The organism is Streptomyces sp. NPDC001070 (assembly GCF_053598835.1).
Map to the genome: position 1 here is coordinate 336,940 of NZ_JBSFLB010000001.1, position 15,110 is coordinate 352,049.

The 15,110-nt window shown below is 73.1% G+C and carries 16 protein-coding genes; 8 read left to right on the forward strand and 8 right to left on the reverse strand.

Annotated features, from left to right (window positions below; translation table 11 throughout):
• Positions 1 to 2 precede the first annotated feature (2 nt).
• The gene (locus tag ACWDAS_RS01620) at positions 3 to 329 is read right to left on the reverse strand and encodes a hypothetical protein (RefSeq protein WP_450386382.1); all 327 of its coding nucleotides are present in this window, start codon (positions 327 to 329) and stop codon (positions 3 to 5) included.
• Between the two features lie 156 nt (positions 330 to 485).
• Here ACWDAS_RS01620 and ACWDAS_RS01625 point away from each other — a divergent pair, with 156 nt between their 5' ends.
• Positions 486 to 1,022, forward strand: coding sequence for an AAA family ATPase (locus tag ACWDAS_RS01625; RefSeq protein WP_450386383.1), 537 nt, complete (start codon positions 486 to 488; stop codon positions 1,020 to 1,022).
• A 96-nt stretch (positions 1,023 to 1,118) separates the two neighbouring features.
• Here ACWDAS_RS01625 and ACWDAS_RS01630 read toward each other — a convergent pair whose 3' ends face one another.
• Positions 1,119 to 1,826 (reverse strand): FadR/GntR family transcriptional regulator, encoded by a 708-nt coding sequence (locus ACWDAS_RS01630; protein ID WP_450386385.1) that lies wholly within the window; start codon positions 1,824 to 1,826, stop codon positions 1,119 to 1,121.
• Positions 1,827 to 1,939: 113 nt separating this feature from the next.
• Between ACWDAS_RS01630 and ACWDAS_RS01635 the strand changes: the two genes are divergently transcribed.
• From ACWDAS_RS01635 to ACWDAS_RS01645, 3 genes are all read left to right on the forward strand, one after another.
• Positions 1,940 to 2,467, forward strand: a complete 528-nt coding sequence (locus ACWDAS_RS01635) for a gluconokinase (RefSeq protein ID WP_450386387.1) — start codon at positions 1,940 to 1,942, stop codon at positions 2,465 to 2,467.
• Between the two features lie 105 nt (positions 2,468 to 2,572).
• Complete coding sequence (locus ACWDAS_RS01640; RefSeq protein ID WP_450386389.1) at positions 2,573 to 3,976, forward strand: GntP family permease; 1,404 nt, start codon at positions 2,573 to 2,575, stop codon at positions 3,974 to 3,976.
• A 75-nt stretch (positions 3,977 to 4,051) separates the two neighbouring features.
• Positions 4,052 to 4,972, forward strand: coding sequence for an MBL fold metallo-hydrolase (locus tag ACWDAS_RS01645; RefSeq protein ID WP_450386390.1), 921 nt, complete (start codon positions 4,052 to 4,054; stop codon positions 4,970 to 4,972).
• 12 nt (positions 4,973 to 4,984) lie between these two features.
• Here the strand turns inward: ACWDAS_RS01645 and ACWDAS_RS01650 are convergent, their stop codons facing one another.
• Both ACWDAS_RS01650 and ACWDAS_RS01655 read right to left on the reverse strand, forming a co-directional pair.
• On the reverse strand, positions 4,985 to 6,283 hold the full coding sequence (locus ACWDAS_RS01650) for a glucarate dehydratase family protein (RefSeq protein WP_450386393.1): 1,299 nt from the start codon (positions 6,281 to 6,283) through the stop codon (positions 4,985 to 4,987).
• 105 nt (positions 6,284 to 6,388) lie between these two features.
• A complete protein-coding gene (locus ACWDAS_RS01655) occupies positions 6,389 to 6,523 on the reverse strand; it encodes a hypothetical protein (RefSeq protein WP_450386395.1) in 135 nt (44 codons plus the stop codon).
• 199 nt (positions 6,524 to 6,722) lie between these two features.
• Between ACWDAS_RS01655 and ACWDAS_RS01660 the strand changes: the two genes are divergently transcribed.
• From ACWDAS_RS01660 to ACWDAS_RS01670, 3 genes are all read left to right on the forward strand, one after another.
• Positions 6,723 to 7,748: a phosphotransferase family protein gene (locus ACWDAS_RS01660; protein ID WP_450386397.1), complete on the forward strand. Its 1,026-nt coding sequence runs from the start codon at positions 6,723 to 6,725 to the stop codon at positions 7,746 to 7,748.
• A gap of 3 nt (positions 7,749 to 7,751) precedes the next feature.
• Positions 7,752 to 8,975 (forward strand): acyl-CoA dehydrogenase family protein, encoded by a 1,224-nt coding sequence (locus ACWDAS_RS01665; protein ID WP_450386399.1) that lies wholly within the window; start codon positions 7,752 to 7,754, stop codon positions 8,973 to 8,975.
• 246 nt (positions 8,976 to 9,221) lie between these two features.
• A complete protein-coding gene (locus tag ACWDAS_RS01670; protein WP_450386401.1) occupies positions 9,222 to 9,476 on the forward strand; it encodes an SDR family oxidoreductase in 255 nt (84 codons plus the stop codon).
• Between the two features lie 37 nt (positions 9,477 to 9,513).
• Here the strand turns inward: ACWDAS_RS01670 and ACWDAS_RS01675 are convergent, their stop codons facing one another.
• The 4 genes from ACWDAS_RS01675 to ACWDAS_RS01690 are packed head-to-tail and all read right to left on the reverse strand — an operon-like array spanning position 9,514 to position 13,606.
• Positions 9,514 to 10,500: an NADPH:quinone oxidoreductase family protein gene (locus tag ACWDAS_RS01675; RefSeq protein ID WP_450386403.1), complete on the reverse strand. Its 987-nt coding sequence runs from the start codon at positions 10,498 to 10,500 to the stop codon at positions 9,514 to 9,516.
• A gap of 21 nt (positions 10,501 to 10,521) precedes the next feature.
• On the reverse strand, positions 10,522 to 11,130 hold the full coding sequence (locus ACWDAS_RS01680; protein WP_450386405.1) for a TetR/AcrR family transcriptional regulator: 609 nt from the start codon (positions 11,128 to 11,130) through the stop codon (positions 10,522 to 10,524).
• A 56-nt stretch (positions 11,131 to 11,186) separates the two neighbouring features.
• On the reverse strand, positions 11,187 to 12,842 hold the full coding sequence (locus ACWDAS_RS01685; protein WP_450386407.1) for a long-chain-fatty-acid--CoA ligase: 1,656 nt from the start codon (positions 12,840 to 12,842) through the stop codon (positions 11,187 to 11,189).
• Positions 12,839 to 13,606: an SDR family oxidoreductase gene (locus ACWDAS_RS01690; protein WP_450386409.1), complete on the reverse strand. Its 768-nt coding sequence runs from the start codon at positions 13,604 to 13,606 to the stop codon at positions 12,839 to 12,841. The genes ACWDAS_RS01685 and ACWDAS_RS01690 overlap by 4 nt, the downstream gene beginning before the upstream one ends.
• A gap of 180 nt (positions 13,607 to 13,786) precedes the next feature.
• Between ACWDAS_RS01690 and ACWDAS_RS01695 the strand changes: the two genes are divergently transcribed.
• Entirely contained in the window at positions 13,787 to 15,091 is a 1,305-nt protein-coding gene (locus tag ACWDAS_RS01695; RefSeq protein ID WP_450386411.1) for a serine-threonine protein kinase, read from the forward strand.
• Positions 15,092 to 15,110: the final 19 nt, after the last annotated feature.

A 15,110-nucleotide genomic window follows, 5' to 3' on the forward strand; every position in this document is an offset into this window, starting at 1 on the left:
TCCTAACGGCACCGTTTGCGCACCTGCGACCGCCGGCGGCGCAGCGGCGCGACGAGGGCGCGGACCTCCCGGTCCGCGAAGCCGGGCTCCGCGCCGATCACACGGATCAGCGCCTCGCGGACGCCCCGTCCGCGGCCCGCCTCGACCAGCGCCAGCGACTCGGCCAGCGCCGCCGGGAGGTCCGGGCCGTGCCAGGGCTGATACCAGAGCCGGGGCCGGTCGGCTCCCTCGGTCAGGATCCCGAGCCGGTCCGGGGGCGCGCCGCCTCGGGCGTGCGTCAGCGCCCAGCGGTACGGCTGGGGCGGCGGGGCGGACGGCGCGGTGGGCATGACCCCAGTGGACCACCCCAACTCCCCGCCGATCAGCCGGATTTCGGGTCCGCCGAAACGTTCCGCTTGACGTGTCTCGAACATAGAGTCGCCCTGGGCGCCGCATGACGCCCGGCGGGGGTGACGGAAGGAATCCATGGCGATGAGGTGCGAGCGATGTTCCTGATCACCGGGATCCCCGCGTCCGGGAAGTCGACCGTGGCGCAGGCACTGGCCGAGCGGCTGCCCCGTTCGGTCCATGTGCGGGGCGACACGTTCCGGCGGATGATCGTCGGCGGCCGGGCCGAGGCCCTGCCGGGCGACGGATCGGGGGACGTCGCCGGTCTGAGCGAGGAGGCGCTGCGGCAGCTGAGGCTGCGGCACTCCCTGGCCGCGGCGAGCGCGGACGCGTACGCGGCGGCGGGGTTCACCCCCGTCCTCCAGGACGTCATCCTCGGCGACGAACTGCCCCGCACGATCGCCCTGTTGCGCACCCGGCCGCTGCACGTCGTGGTCCTCGTCCCGTCCCCCGAGGCGATCGCCGCCCGGGAGGCCGCCCGGCCCAAGCGGGCGTACGGAGCCTGGACGCCCGCCGATCTCGACCGCGCCCTGCGCGCGGGCACCCCGCGAATCGGCCTCTGGCTCGACACCTCCCACCAGACCCCCCAGGAAACCGTCGACGCGATCCTCCGCCACGCCGGCCCCACGGGCTGACCCCCGGCCCGGCGCCGGACACCGTCACGGCGGCCGCGCCGCGGACAAGCACCGGGGAAGTCACCCTCCGCCGCGGGCGGGGGAATGCTGCGGCGGCTACGGCGCGAGGATGTCCAGTTCACGCAGCGCGCCGACGCAGATCTCGCGCATCAGGCGCTCCGCGGCCACCGCGTCGCGGGCGCGGACGGCCTCGGCGACCCGGATGTGGAGGGTGACCGCCTCGGGATCGGGGGCGCTGAACATGACGTGGTGCTCGGTGCGGCCCGTGAGCACCTCGGCCACGACGTCGCCGAGGCGGGCGAACATCTCGTTGCCGGAGGCCGACAGCATCACGCGGTGGAAGGCGATGTCGTGGACCAGGTATTCGTCGAGGTCGGCGGCCCGCCCGGCCGCGGCCATCTCGGCGGCCAGGACGGTCAGTTCCCGGCACTGCTCCGGGGTCGCGGCGGCCGCCGCCAGACCGGCCGCGACGGGCTCGACGGCCGTTCGGAGCGTCGTGAGCGAGCGCAGCTGGCGGGTCCGGTCGGCACCGGCGAGGCGCCAGCGGATGACGGCGGGGTCGAAGACGTTCCACTCCTCGGTGCGCCGCACCGTGATGCCGACCCGGCGGCGCGACTCGACGAGATGCATGGCCTCCAGGACCCGTACGGCCTCGCGCACGACGGTGCGGGAGACGCCGTACTCCCGCTCCAGCTCGTCGATGCGCAGGACGGTGCCGGGCGGGTACTCGCCGGAGGCGATGGCGGGGCCGAGTTCCGCCAGTACACGCGCGTGCAGACCGCCGTTCTCTCCCTGCCGCTCCATGGGCGACAGCCTATGCGGGCATTGCTTCGTATGACGATTTGGTTTCGAACTCTTGAATAAGTAGTACCTATGACGTTTCCTGAGTCGGTCACGCGGACGAGGAGGTACCTGTGATGACCGAGGCAGGCCCGGAAGGCCCGCAACTCCCCCTCCCCCTGGTGGTGGTCATGGGGGTGTCCGGATCGGGCAAGTCCACCGTCGGCGGACTGCTCGCCGAGCGGCTGGGCGTCCCGTACGCCGAGGCGGACGACTTCCACCCGCCGGCCAACATCGCCAAGATGTCGGCCGGGCACCCGCTGAACGACCAGGACCGGGCGCCCTGGCTGGACGCCATCGCGGCGTGGATCGTCGAACGCGGCGACCGCGGCGGCGTGGTCAGCTGCTCGGCCCTGCGGCGCCGCTACCGCGACCGGCTGCGCAAGGACACCCCCGGGCTGTTCTTCGTGCACCTCGACGGGTCCGAGGAGCTGATCGGCACGCGGCTGGCCGCGCGGATGCAGCACTTCATGCCGGCGGGACTGCTGCACTCCCAGTTCGAGGCACTCGAACCGCTGGAGCCGGACGAGGCCGGTGCCGTCGTCCCGGTCGACGGCGGGCCGCAGCAGATCACGGACCGGGCCATGGCCGCACTGCCCCGCTGAGCCCCGCCGGCCCCGACCGGCACCCGGCTGCCCCCACCGAGCCCCCACTGGCTCCCTGACGGGGCTCGCCCTCCCCCACCCCCTCTCCCCCTACGGAGTACGAACGTGTCTGCACTCAGCGCCGAGTTGCTGGCCGCAGCTCCGGCGGCGACGGAGCCGATCACCAGCGCCGGCGACACCCGGCTCGCCCTCGCCGCACTCGCCGGCATCGCGGTGATCGTCCTGCTGATCACCCGCTGGAAGATGCACGCCTTCCTCGCCCTCACCATCGGGACCGGCGTCCTCGGCGCCGTCGCGGGCGCCCCCCTCGCCAAGACCATCGCCAGCTTCACCACCGGCCTCGGCACGACCGTCGCGGGTGTGGGCGTGCTCATCGCGCTCGGCGCGATCCTCGGCAAGCTGCTCGCCGACTCCGGCGGCGCCGACCAGATCGTCGACACGATCCTCGCCAGGACGAGCGAGCGGCGGCTGCCGTGGGCGATGGCGCTCATCGCGGGCCTGATCGGGCTGCCGCTCTTCTTCGAGGTCGGCATCGTGCTGCTGATCCCGGTCGTGCTGCTGGTGGCCCGGCGCGGCAACCACTCCCTGATCCGGATCGGCGTCCCGGCACTGGCCGGACTGTCCGTGATGCACGGCCTGATACCGCCGCACCCCGGCCCGCTCGCCGCGATCGACTCCATCCACGCCGACCTCGGCACCACCCTCGCGCTCGGCGTGCTCGTCGCGCTGCCCACCGTGGCGATGGCCGGCCCGCTCTTCGGCCGGTTCGCCGACCGCTGGGTGAAGGTCACCCCGCCCGAGCACCTCACCCCCAGCCGGGCCTCGGACGACCTGGAGAAGCGGCCGGGCTTCGCCGCCACGGTGGCCACGATGCTGCTGCCGGTCGTGCTGATGCTCGGCAAGGCGCTGGTGGACGTCCTCGTCGACAACCAGGACAGCCTGGTCTTCCGGATCTTCGACGTCATCGGCACGCCGCTGATCGCCCTGCTGTCCGCCGTGATCCTGGGCATGTTCACCCTGGGCCGCGCGGCCGGCTTCACCAAGGAGCGCATCTCCGCCACCGTCGAGAAGTCGCTCGGCCCGATCGCCGGCATCCTGCTGATCGTCGGCGCGGGCGGCGGTTTCAAGCAGACCCTCATCGACGCGGGCATCGGCAACATGATCCTCGGCTGGTCGGACGGCTGGCACATCTCGCCGCTGCTGCTGGCCTGGCTGATCGCCGTCCTGATCCGGGTCGCCACCGGTTCCGCCACCGTGGCCACCATCTCCGCCGCGGGCCTGGTCGCGCCGCTGGCCGAGGGCATGACCTCGACGCACGCCGCGCTGCTGGTGCTCGCCGTCGGCGCCGGTTCGCTGTTCTTCTCGCACGTGAACGACGCGGGCTTCTGGCTGGTCAAGGAGTACTTCGGGATGAACGTCCCGCAGACCCTCAAGTCCTGGTCCGCCATGGAGACCGTGATCTCCGTCGTCGGGATCGTCTTCGTCCTGCTGCTGTCGCTCGTCTTGTAGGCGACGCCCCCGCGTCGCCTCCCGTACGCCCTTCCCTGGTACGTTCCATGCGTCTGACCAGGGAAGGGCGTTGTCATGTCACAGTTTCACACCGAGCTCCCGTTCACCGAGGAGGTCGCTCCCGGTGTCCACGCGTACGTCCAGCCGGACGGGGGCTGGTGCCTCAACAACGCGGGCTGGGTGACCGACGGGCAGGCGACGCTGCTGATCGACACCGCCGCCACCGAGCGCCGGGCCCTGATGCTGCGCGAGGCCCTCGTCGCCTCCGGCGCGCCGATGCCCGCGCACGTGGTCAACACCCACCACCACGGGGACCACACCTACGGCAACAGCGTGTTCGCGGCAGGGGCCCGGATCGTCGGGCACTCGGCGTGCGTCACCGAGCAGGTCGCGGCCGGCCATCAGCTCCACGCGATCTGGCCTAACGTGGAGTACGGCGAGGTGCCGGTGCTCCCCGCGACGGTCACCTACGAGGACCGGCTGACCCTCCACGTCGGCGAGGAGGAGGTGCAGCTCCTGCACCCCGGAGTCGCCCACACCCTCGGCGACACGATCGTCTGGCTCCCGGGGCGCAAGGTCGTCTTCACCGGGGACCTGGTCTTCAACGGGGGCGCGCCCTTCGTCCCCATGGGCTCGCTCGAGGGCTCGCTGGGCGCCCTGGAGGTGCTGCGCTCGCTCGACGCCGAGGTCGTCGTGCCGGGGCACGGCGGCATCTGCGACCCCTCGGTGTACGCCACCGTCGAGGGCTACCTGCGGTTCGTCGCCGAGCTGGCGGCCGAGGGCCACAAGGCGGGACGGACCCCGCTGGAGGTCGCCCGCGCGGCGGACCTCGGCGAGTTCGCGGCGCTGCGCGAGCCGGAGCGGCTGGTCGCCAATCTGCACCGCGCGTACGCGGAGCTGGACGGACTGCCGCTCGGCTCGCCGCTGGATCTGATGCCCGTGATCACCGACATGGCCGTGCTGAACGGCGGCCGGATCCCGGAGTGCCTGGCCTGAGTCCCGCCGGCGTCACCAGCGGGGCACGGACGGCGCGACCCAGCCGGGTTCCGCCTTGCGCATGGCGGCGGCGTCGTCGCGCTCGCGGTAGGTGCCGTCGTCCTCCAGCCAGCGCCGGTGCAGCGCGTCCAGGGCCACCCGGTCCAGTTCGACCCCGAGGCCGGGGGCGTCGGAGACGGGGAGCCGGCCGCCCCTGAACTCGTGGCGGCGGGTGATGACGTCCTCGGTCTGCCAGGGGTAGTGCGAGTCGCAGGCGTGGCGCAGGTCGGGGACCGTGGCGGCGACGTGGGTCATGGCGGCCAGGCTGATGCCGAGGTGGGTGTTGGAGTGCATCGACAGGCCGACCCCGAAGGTACGGCAGATCGCGGCGAGTTCGCGGGTGTTGCGCAGCCCGCCCCAGTAGTGGTGGTCGGAGAGCACGATCTGGACCGCGTCCTTGGCGAAGGCCTCCGCGATCTCGGGGAAGGTCGTCACGCACATGTTGGTGGCAAGCGGCAGGTCCGTGCCCGCGGCGACCTCGGCCATGCGGGCGGTGCCGGCGGCCGGGTCCTCCAGGTACTCCAGGACCTCCCCGAGCTCCCTGGCCACGTGCAGCGAGGTCTCCACCGACCAGGCGCCGTTGGGGTCCAGCCGCAGCGGCAGTCCGGGGAACGCCTCGGCCAGGGCCCGTACGGCGGCGATCTCCTCGTCCGGCGCGAAGACGCCGCCCTTGAGCTTGAACGAGGTGAAGCCGTGCTCCCGCGCGAGCCTGCGCGCCTGCGCGACCACCCCTGCGGGGTCGAGTGCGGCGCCCCAGTCGTCCTTCGGCCCCCGGCCGTCGGGGTGCTCGGCCCAGCGGTAGAAGAGGTAGGCGCTGTAGTCGACGGTCTCGCGTACCTTCCCGCCGAGCAGGGCGTGCACGGGCAGCCCGAGCACCTTGCCGAGAGCGTCGAGGCAGGCCACCTCGAAGGCCGAGACCACGGAGAGGATCAGCTTGTCGGCGGTCTGGACACCGCGCAGGCCGCCGGCGTCCACCGCGTCCGAGGTCTCCTCGGGCGGGGCGCACACCAGCCCCGCGAGGACGGGAAGGTTGTTCAGGTCGTCGACGCGGCATCCCGGCAGGGCCTCCGCGAGCGGTCGCGCGAGCTCCAGGTAGCGGGTGTCGCCGTAGGTCTCGCCGACGCCGCTCACCCCGCTCCCGGTGGTCACCTCGACGATCAGGCGCGGGGTGTAGGGCTGGTGCACGCCCTGGGTGTTGAGCAGCGGCGGATCGGAGATGAGAACCGGGGTGAGGCGCACCCCGGTGATCGTCAGGTCCCTGTGCTGTGTCACTGCACGCCACCCCTTGCGGTTCATGTACGTGAATGCTATACGTCCATCAGAACGCGACCCTAGGTGTCGTCCGGGTGCCCGTCAAGAACGCGCAGGTCGGTGCCGCTACGCCGGTTCGCGGGGCCCCGGCGGGACCCAGCCGCGCAGCTGCCCCAGCGCCGGGTGCCAGGCGGGCGGGAGCCCGGCGACACCGGTGCGGGCCGCGATGACGCCGCCGGCGACGGCACAGGTGGTGTCCATGTCGCCGAGCCCCGCGACGGTGTTCCCGCCAGTCCGCACAGGGAGCCGAGGGCGGCGGGCGGGATCATGGCGTCAGTCTTCCAGCGCCGGAAACACCGGGCACCTCCTTTTACGGCGGTGGCCGGGGCGGCGGACTGGACTACATACCGACTGGTCGGCATGATAGCCCGGACAGCTTTGGCAGTGGCGAGGAGCAAGGATGAGCGGGACGGAGAACCCACCGGGACTCGACCTGGAGCGACTGCGGCGGCATCTGGACGCCGTACGGCCCGGGCTGGTGGCGGGCGCGCTCGACGGCGAGCTCATCGAGGGCGGCCGGTCGAACCTGACCTACGCGGTGACGGACGGCATCTCGCGCTGGGTCGTCCGGCGGCCCCCGCTCGGCCACGTCCTGGCGACGGCGCACGACATGACCCGCGAGCACCGCGTGATCAGCGCCCTGCGCGACACCCCGGTTCCCGTCCCCGGAGCGGTGCTGCTCTGCGAGGACCCGGAGGTCATCGGCGCGCCCTTTTACGTCATGGACTTCGTCGAGGGCACCCCGTACCGCACCGAGCGGCAGCTCACGGCGCTCGGCCCGGAGCGCACCCGGGAGATCGTGCTGCGCCTGATGGACACCCTGGTCGCGCTGCACGCCGTGGACCCGGAGGCGGCGGGACTGGGTGACTTCGGCCGGCCCGACGGCTTCCTGGAGCGGCAGCTGCGCCGCTGGGGCAAGCAGCTCGACGCCTCCCGCAGCCGTGAGCTGCCCGGCATCGACGAACTCGCGGCGCTGCTCGGCACGCGCCTGCCCGACTCCGGACCGGCGGCGGTCGTGCACGGCGACTACCGGCTCGACAACGTCCTGGTCGGCTCGGACGACACCGTGCGGGCCATCCTCGACTGGGAGATGTCCACCCTCGGCGACCCGCTCACCGACCTCGGCCTGCTGCTCATGTACAGCGAGCTGCGGCCCACCCCGGGCACCCCCGTCTCCGTCACGGGCGGCGCGCCCGGCCACCCGTCGCCCGGCGAGCTGATCGAGCGCTACGCGGCGGGTTCCGGGCGCGATGTGTCCTCCGTCGCCTGGTACACCGCCTTCGCGTACTTCAAGCTCGCGGTGATCCTCGAGGGCATCCACTACCGCTACACCCTCGGCCAGACCCTCGGCGCCGGATTCGACCGGATCGGCGCCCTGGTCCCGGCCTTCATCGACAACGGCCTGCGGACGCTTCAGGAAGGCTGAGCCATGGATTTCGCGTACGACGCCAGGACCGAGGAACTGCGCGAGCGGCTGCTCGCCTTCATGGACGAGCACGTCTACCCGGCGGAGCCGCTCTTCCACCTGCAGCGCGAGGAGGCCGAGGGCGACGCGGTCTGGTCCGCGCCGCCGGTCGTGGAGGAGCTGAAGGCGAAGGCCCGCGAGCGCGGGCTGTGGAACCTCTTCCTCCCCGGAGAGCGCGGCGCCGGCCTGACGAACCTCCAGTACGCGCCGCTGGCCGAGATCACCGGCCGCAGCCCGCACCTCGCCCCGCCCGCCCTCAACTGCGCCGCGCCCGACACCGGCAACATGGAGGTGCTGAACGAGTTCGGCACCGGGGAGCAGCGCAAGACCTGGCTGGAGCCGCTGCTGGCGGGCGAGATCCGTTCGGCCTTCGCGATGACCGAGCCCGACGTCGCCTCCTCGGACGCCACCAACATCGAGACGCGGATCGAGCGGGACGGCGACAGTTACGTCATCAACGGCCGCAAATGGTACATCTCCGGTGCGATGAACCCCCGTTGCCAGATCTTCATCGTCATGGGCAAGACGGACCCGTCCGCGGAGCGGCACCGCCAGCAGAGCATGATCCTCGTGCCGCGGGACACCCCCGGTCTCGAAGTGCGCCGCGGCATGCGGGTGTTCGGCTATGACGACGGGGACCACGGCGGCCACGCCGAGGTCCTCTTCCGGGATGTGCGGGTGCCCGCGGAGAACCTGGTCGGCGAGGAGGGCGGCGGCTTCGCCATCGCCCAGGCGCGGCTCGGGCCGGGCCGCATCCACCACTGCATGCGGCTGATCGGCATGGCCGAGCGCGCGGTGGAGCTGATGTGCCGGCGCGCCACCGCGCGGGTCGCCTTCGGCAAGCCGCTGGCGGCGCAGGGCGTCGTGCAGCAGTGGATCGCCGAGGCGCGGGTGGAGATCGAGCAGTTGCGGCTGCTGGTGCTCAAGACCGCGTGGCTGATGGACACCGTCGGCAACCGCGGCGCCCACACCGAGATCCAGGCCATCAAGATCGCAACCCCGGAGAAGGTGGGGCTCATCCTCGACCGCGCCATCCAGCTCCACGGCGCGGGCGGCGTCAGCCAGGACTTCCCGCTGGCGGAGCTGTACGCGGCCGCGCGCACGCTGCGGCTGGCCGACGGCCCCGACGAGGTCCACAAGCGCTCCCTGGCGCGCCGCGAACTGAAGCGGTACGCCGAGCAGGCGTGACGGGGGACGGATGACCGCGGCTCCCCCGGGCTTCCGCCCCGGGGAAGCCGCGTGCGTGCGCGGCCGGTACGCGATCGGTGCGCGCACGGTCAGCGTGCGTCGCGATGGTGTTCCCGTCGCCGGCCACGGGGCCCGGCATCGAGCCTAGGAGCACGGGATGAGCACGCTGACCGGCAGGACCGCGCTGGTGACCGGCGGATCGCGGGGAATCGGCCGCGCCGTGGCGCTGCGGCCGGCGGCGCACTGGTGGCCGTCCACTACGGGAGCAGCAAGGAGGCCGCCGACGAGACGGTGGCGTTCATCGCCGCCCCCGGGGCCGCCGCCCGACTCGCCGCGATCACCGCCCTGGGACGGCTCGGCGAGCCCGAGGACGTGGCCCGCGCGGTCGCCTTCCTCGCCCGCCCCGGCGCCGCGCCGATCACCGGCCGGACCCTCGACGTCAGCGGCGGGCTGTGGCTCGGGCCGATCATCCCCGCCGCCGATCCCGCGCGCGGCGCGTGAGCGCGCGGGAGACCGCGGCCGGGGCGACCGCCGGCGATCAGCCGGCGACGACCACCAGTCGGCCGGTGGTGGTGCCGTCGGCGACCCGCTGGACGGCGTCGGCGGCGCCGTCCAGCGCGACCCGCTCGCTGACCAGGGGCTTGATCGCGCCCTCCGCGGCGAGGCGGGTGAGCTCCTCGTGGCAGCGGCGCACGGCGGCGGGGTCCTTGGTGTTGTACAGGCCCCAGTGCAGGCCGACGACGGAGTAGTTCTTGACCAGGGCGTGGTTGAGCCCGGGGCTGGGGATCGTGCCGCTGGTGAAGCCGACGATCAGGATGCGCCCCTCGAAGGCGACGCACTTGGTGGACCGGGTGTAGGCGTCGCCTCCCACCGGGTCGTACACGACGTCGGCGCCCCGCCCGCCGGTGGCCTCCTTCACGACGGAGACGAAGTCCTCGGACGTCCGGTCGACGACGATGTCGGCGCCCAGTTCACGCGCCGCCTTGGCCTTCTCCGGGCCGCCGACGACCCCGATCACCGTGGCGCCCGCCGCCTTGCCCAGCTGGACGGCGGCGCTGCCGACACCGCCCGCCGCGGCGTGCACGAGAAGGGTCTCGCCGGCCTGCAGCGCGACCCGCCGGTGCAGCCCGAACCAGCCGGTCTGGTAGCCGATGTGGAGGGCGGCGGCCTCGGCGTCGTCCAGCGCGGGGGGTGCGGGCAGCACGCTCGCGGCGGGGACGACGGCGAGTTCGGCGAAAGCACCGCCGGGCAGCGCGGCCGGGCCGATGACGCGGTCGCCGATCCGGTGCCCGGTGACCCCCTCACCGACGGCCGCGACCTCGCCGCAGAACTCGACGCCCGGGGTGAACGGCAGCGGCGGGCGCACCTGGTAGTGCCCCCGGCACAGCAGTGCGTCGGGGAAGTTGACGTTGGCCGCGCGGACCTTCAGGAGCAGCTCACCGGGGCCCGGCTGCGGGTCGGGGACGTCCTCCAGGCGCATCGCCGCCCGCGGCTCCCCGTTCTCGTGCACTCGCCATGCCTTCATGCGGTCTGCTCCCGGTTCGGTTCAGGGCTGCCGCACGGAGTGCAGCAGCATGTCTGCGAAATCGGCGGCGACCTGGCCGGCGGACAGCGGCCCGTCCTCCCGGTACCAGGTGCCGAGGTGGTGCACGGCGCCGAAGAAGAAGTCGACGACGAGATCCGGCCGGACCTCCCGCCGGAACACGCCCTCGCGCTGCCCCTCCTCGACCAGTGCGCGGAACTTCTCGTGGTAGCGGCGGCGGTCGGCCCGCACCGCCTTCTGCTTCTCCGGGCTGAGCTGGTGCATCGACCGGAAGAAGATCTTGGTGTCGTCGAGGTTGTCGATGCTGGTGACGACGACGTCGGCGGCGGCCTCGACCAGGCGGTCCGCCACCGGCGCCGTCTCCTTGTCGGCGATCGCCTCCAGGCGCTGCATCTGCAGCCGCAGCACGCGTCCGTAGATCTCGTGCAGGAGGTCGTCCTTGCTGCCGAAGTAGTGGTAGAGCGCGCCCTTGGTGACCCCGGCGGCCTCGACGATCTCCTGCACCGACGTTCGGTCGTATCCGCGCTCGGCGAAGAGCCGGGTGGCCTCGGCGAGCAGCCGCTGGGGTACCGCGGTCGCCGTCGCCTTGGGTGGGGTGGTGCTCCGTGCCATGGCCTGCCCTCTCTCCGTACCGGTGCGCCCCGACAGCATACCGACCGGTATGTGACTCAATCCCGTCGTGCGCGCAGCTCCCTACGGAGGATCTTGCCGCTCGACGTCTTGGGCAGCTCGGGCAGGATCTCGATCTCGCGCGGGTACTTGTACGCCGCGAGGCGTTCCCTGCAGTGCGCGATCAGCTCGGCGGCCTCCGCCGCGGCCCCCGGGCGGAGGCTGACGAAGGCCTTGACCGACTCTCCCCGGTAGGCGTCGGGGACGCCGACCACGGCGGCCTCGCGTACGGCGGGGTGGGTGTAGAGGACGTCCTCGACCTCGCGCGGCCACACCTTGAAGCCGGAGGCGTTGATCATGTCCTTCTTGCGGTCGACGACGTACAGCCAGCCGTCCTCGTCCATGAAGCCGATGTCCCCGGTGCGCAGCTCACCGCCGGGCAGGGCCGCCTCCGAGGCCTCCGGCTGCCTCCAGTAGCCGGGGACGACCATGGGCCCGCGGACGGCGATCTCGCCGTGCTCGCCGAAGGGAACGTCGGCGCCCTTGTCGTCGACGATCCGGACGAGCGTGCCGGGCCCCGGGACGCCGACCGACAGCGTCCCGGAGGCCGGGTCGACCGGGGCCTCCAGCCCGGCCGGAACGCTGGCGCAGGGCGCCGTGCACTCGGTGAGGCCGTAGCCGTTGCGCAGGTAGTGGCCGAAGCGCTCACGGAAGGCGGCGACCAGGGCGGGCGGCACGGGGGCGCCGCCGGAGTAGAGCAGGTGGAAGGAGGCGAAGTCCTCGGCGGTGGCGTCGGGCCGGGCCATGAGCGCCATATAGGCGGTGGAGGGCCCGACCATGTACGCCGGGCGGTGCTCGCGCAGCGCGTCCAGGACGACGCCGGGCTCGAAGCGGTAGGCCAGGGCCACGGTCGCACCGGAGACGATCCCGGCGGCCAGCTGGCAGACCATGCCGGTGATGTGGAACAGCGGGGCGAGTGCGAAGAGGGTCGCGCCGTCGGGCAGGACGCTGTGCGCGCGCTGCCGGTCGGCGTTGTAGCTGATGTTGCCGTGGGTGTTCATCGCGCCCTTGGGGACGCCGCTGGTACCCGAGGTGTAGCTGATCAGCGCGATGTCGTCGGCGGTCAGGCCGGGGTCGGGCAGCGCGGGGCCGAGCGTGCCGGCGTGGGCGGCGGCGAGCAGGTCCTCGGCGTCGTCCGCCGGCATGCGGTCCTGTGGCAGGACGCGGTCGTCGTTCCTGCTCTGCAGGTCGAGTTCACTGGTCGTCAGCGGGATCCGCACCGGCGAGCCGGCCGCCGTGCGGCGGATGTGCGACTCCCAGGCCCGTTCGGAACAGACGACGGCGGTGACCTCGGCGTCGTTCAGGACGTGGGCGAGCTCGCGCTCCTTGTACATGGGGTTGACCGGCACGACCGTGCCGCCGGCCTTCCACGCGGCGAGCAGCGCCACCACGAACTGCGGGACGTTCTGCAGGACGATCGCCAGCCGGTCGCCGCGCCCGAAGCCGCGAGCGGCCAGGTGCCGGGCGAGCCCGTCGGACAGCTCGTCGAGCTCGCGGTAGGACAGGCGGCCGTCGAAGTACGCGAGCGCGGTGCGGCCGGGGACGCGGGCGACGACCTCGCGGAGCGCGTGCAGCACGGTGGCGGGCGGATCGGGGAGGGTGTGCAGTTCCTCGCCGAAGTGCCGCAGCCAGGGCTTGCTCTCGTACGGGCTCACGCGTCGCGCCCCTCCTCCAGCTTCTGCTGCACCCGGTTCATGCCGTCGATCCAGTGGTCGGTGTCGCGGGACCGGGCGGCGTAGTAGGCGCCTGCCTCGGGGTGCGGCAGGATCAGGAAGCGCTCGTCGGCGATGCCCTGGAGCACGGCCTCGACGACGTCCTCCGGCTCGATGGCGGTGGGGGCCAGCACGAGGTCGCCCGCGTGCCCCGCCGAGCGGAGCATGTCGGTGCGCACGCCCTGCGGGCAGACGGCGTGGACGCGCACCCCTCGGTGGCGGTAGGTGACGGCGAGCCACTCGGCGAAGGCGAGGGCGCCGTGCTTGGTGACCGAGTACGGGGCGTCGCCGACCATGGTCAGCAGCCCGGCGGCGGAGACGGTGGCGATGAAGCGGCCCTCGCCGCGCTCCAGCCATTCGGGGAGCAGCGCGCGGGCGGCGCGGACGTGCGCCATGACGTTCACGTCCCAGACCCGCTCCCAGACGGCGTCCTCGGCCTCGGCCCCGGCCATGCTGCCGATACCGGCGTTGGCGCAGAACACGTCGATGCCCCCGCCCAGTGCCGCGCGGGCCGGCTCGACCACCGCTGAGGCGTCACCGGGCACGCAGATCCCGCCGATCTCGTCCGCGACGGCCTTGGCGGCGTCCTCGTTCAGGTCGTTGACGACGACGCGCGCGCCCTCGGCGGCGAATCTGCGCGCCAGCGCCGCCCCGATCCCGCCCCCGGCACCGGTGACGACCACCCGGGCATCGCGCAGCGCTTCCATCGCGTCTCCTTCGACTCGGAACGGCTCCGTCGGCATACTAAGCGGTCGGTCAGACCTTGGGAAGGGCACGCCGGGGAGGTGGGGAAATTCCCCCTGCGCGGTGTATGGCCGGACCCGCTGCGGATTGGGATGATGCGACCGCATCGGGCCGGGCGAACCAGGGGGACGGTCATGCCGGGAATGAGTGTCGAGCCGTACTGGGAGATGACCTTCGACGCGGACGGCGACCCCGACCGGGCGCAGCGCGACCGCCTCACGGCGGGCATCGGCGCGGAGGGCGTCACCGACCTGATGGTCTTCTCGCACGGCTGGAACAGCGACCGCTCCGGCGCGACCCGCCTGTACGACCGCTTCTTCGCCCCCGTCCCCGGCCTGCTCGCGGGCCGCGCCCGGCCCGGCACGGTGATGGGCTACGTGGGCGTGCTGTGGCCGTCCATGCGCTTCTCCGACGAGCCGATCCCCGACTTCGACACCCTCCTCCCCGGCCCGCCGTCACCACGACCCGAACCGGCGCTCGACGCGGCCACCCGCGACGCGCTGGTGACGGTCTTCCCCGGTCACGAGGACGAGATCCGCCGGATCTGCGAGCTGCTGGAGGAACGCCCGGACGGCGAGGAGCCGTTCGCCGAGTTCGCCGCCCTGGTACGACGCCTGACCGGGGTGCCGCCGGAGGCCGTTCAGGGGCTGTGCGCCGAGGACACCTCGGACGGGGTGCCGGGGGCGGAACCGGCCGTCCTGTGCGGCGACCCGGTGGCCGCCTGCGACGAGTACGCCGCGGCGCTGGAGGGCGGGCACGGGCTCCCCCTGGCGGGCGGCGGCTGGACGCGGTTGTGGAACGGCGGCAAGGAGATGCTGCGCCAGGCGACGTACTACGCGATGAAGCGACGGGCGGGGACGGTGGGCGAACGCGGGCTCGGCCCCGCCCTGGGCCGCGTCGCCCGCGCCCACCCCACGCTCTCCGTCCACCTGGTGGGGCACAGCTTCGGCGGGCGGCTGGTCTCCTACGCGCTGCGCGGACTGCCCGACGGCATCCGCAACGTGAAGTCGGTGACCCTGCTCCAGGGCGCCTTCTCGCACTACGCCTTCGCCTCCCGGCTGCCCCACGACGGCGCGCACAGCGGAGCGCTGAGCACCGCCCGGCTCAAGGTCGCGGGCCCGGTGGTGTCCTGCTACTCCCGGCACGACATGGCGCTCGGCACGATGTACCCGATCGCCTCCCGGCTGGCGGGCGACGACCGGGGGTTCGGCCCCGACCTCGGCGAACGCTGGGGCGCGACGGGCCACGACGGCATCAAGGCGGTCGACGACACCATGGACATGCCGCTCGCCGAGGCGCTGCGCGGGGCGTTCCCGCAGGCGGGGTGCGTGAGCGTGGACGCGTCCGCAGTGGTGTCCCACGGCGGACCGCCCTCCGGGGCGCACAGCGACATCTGCCACCCCGAGCTGGCGCGGATCGTGCTGCGCGCGGGCCGGCTCCTGGCCTGAGGCCGTGGGCCGGTCGCCG

Coding starts and splice junctions, on each gene's coding strand:
- ACWDAS_RS01620 (WP_450386382.1), bottom strand. CDS start 329: ATGCCCACCGCGCCGTCCGCCCCGCCGCCCCAGCCGTACCGCTGGGCG.
- ACWDAS_RS01625 (WP_450386383.1), top strand. CDS start 486: ATGTTCCTGATCACCGGGATCCCCGCGTCCGGGAAGTCGACCGTGGCG.
- ACWDAS_RS01630 (WP_450386385.1), bottom strand. CDS start 1,826: ATGGAGCGGCAGGGAGAGAACGGCGGTCTGCACGCGCGTGTACTGGCG.
- ACWDAS_RS01635 (WP_450386387.1), top strand. CDS start 1,940: ATGACCGAGGCAGGCCCGGAAGGCCCGCAACTCCCCCTCCCCCTGGTG.
- ACWDAS_RS01645 (WP_450386390.1), top strand. CDS start 4,052: ATGTCACAGTTTCACACCGAGCTCCCGTTCACCGAGGAGGTCGCTCCC.
- ACWDAS_RS01655 (WP_450386395.1), bottom strand. CDS start 6,523: ATGGACACCACCTGTGCCGTCGCCGGCGGCGTCATCGCGGCCCGCACC.
- ACWDAS_RS01660 (WP_450386397.1), top strand. CDS start 6,723: ATGAGCGGGACGGAGAACCCACCGGGACTCGACCTGGAGCGACTGCGG.
- ACWDAS_RS01665 (WP_450386399.1), top strand. CDS start 7,752: ATGGATTTCGCGTACGACGCCAGGACCGAGGAACTGCGCGAGCGGCTG.
- ACWDAS_RS01675 (WP_450386403.1), bottom strand. CDS start 10,500: ATGAAGGCATGGCGAGTGCACGAGAACGGGGAGCCGCGGGCGGCGATG.
- ACWDAS_RS01680 (WP_450386405.1), bottom strand. CDS start 11,130: ATGGCACGGAGCACCACCCCACCCAAGGCGACGGCGACCGCGGTACCC.
- ACWDAS_RS01690 (WP_450386409.1), bottom strand. CDS start 13,606: ATGGAAGCGCTGCGCGATGCCCGGGTGGTCGTCACCGGTGCCGGGGGC.
- ACWDAS_RS01695 (WP_450386411.1), top strand. CDS start 13,787: ATGAGTGTCGAGCCGTACTGGGAGATGACCTTCGACGCGGACGGCGAC.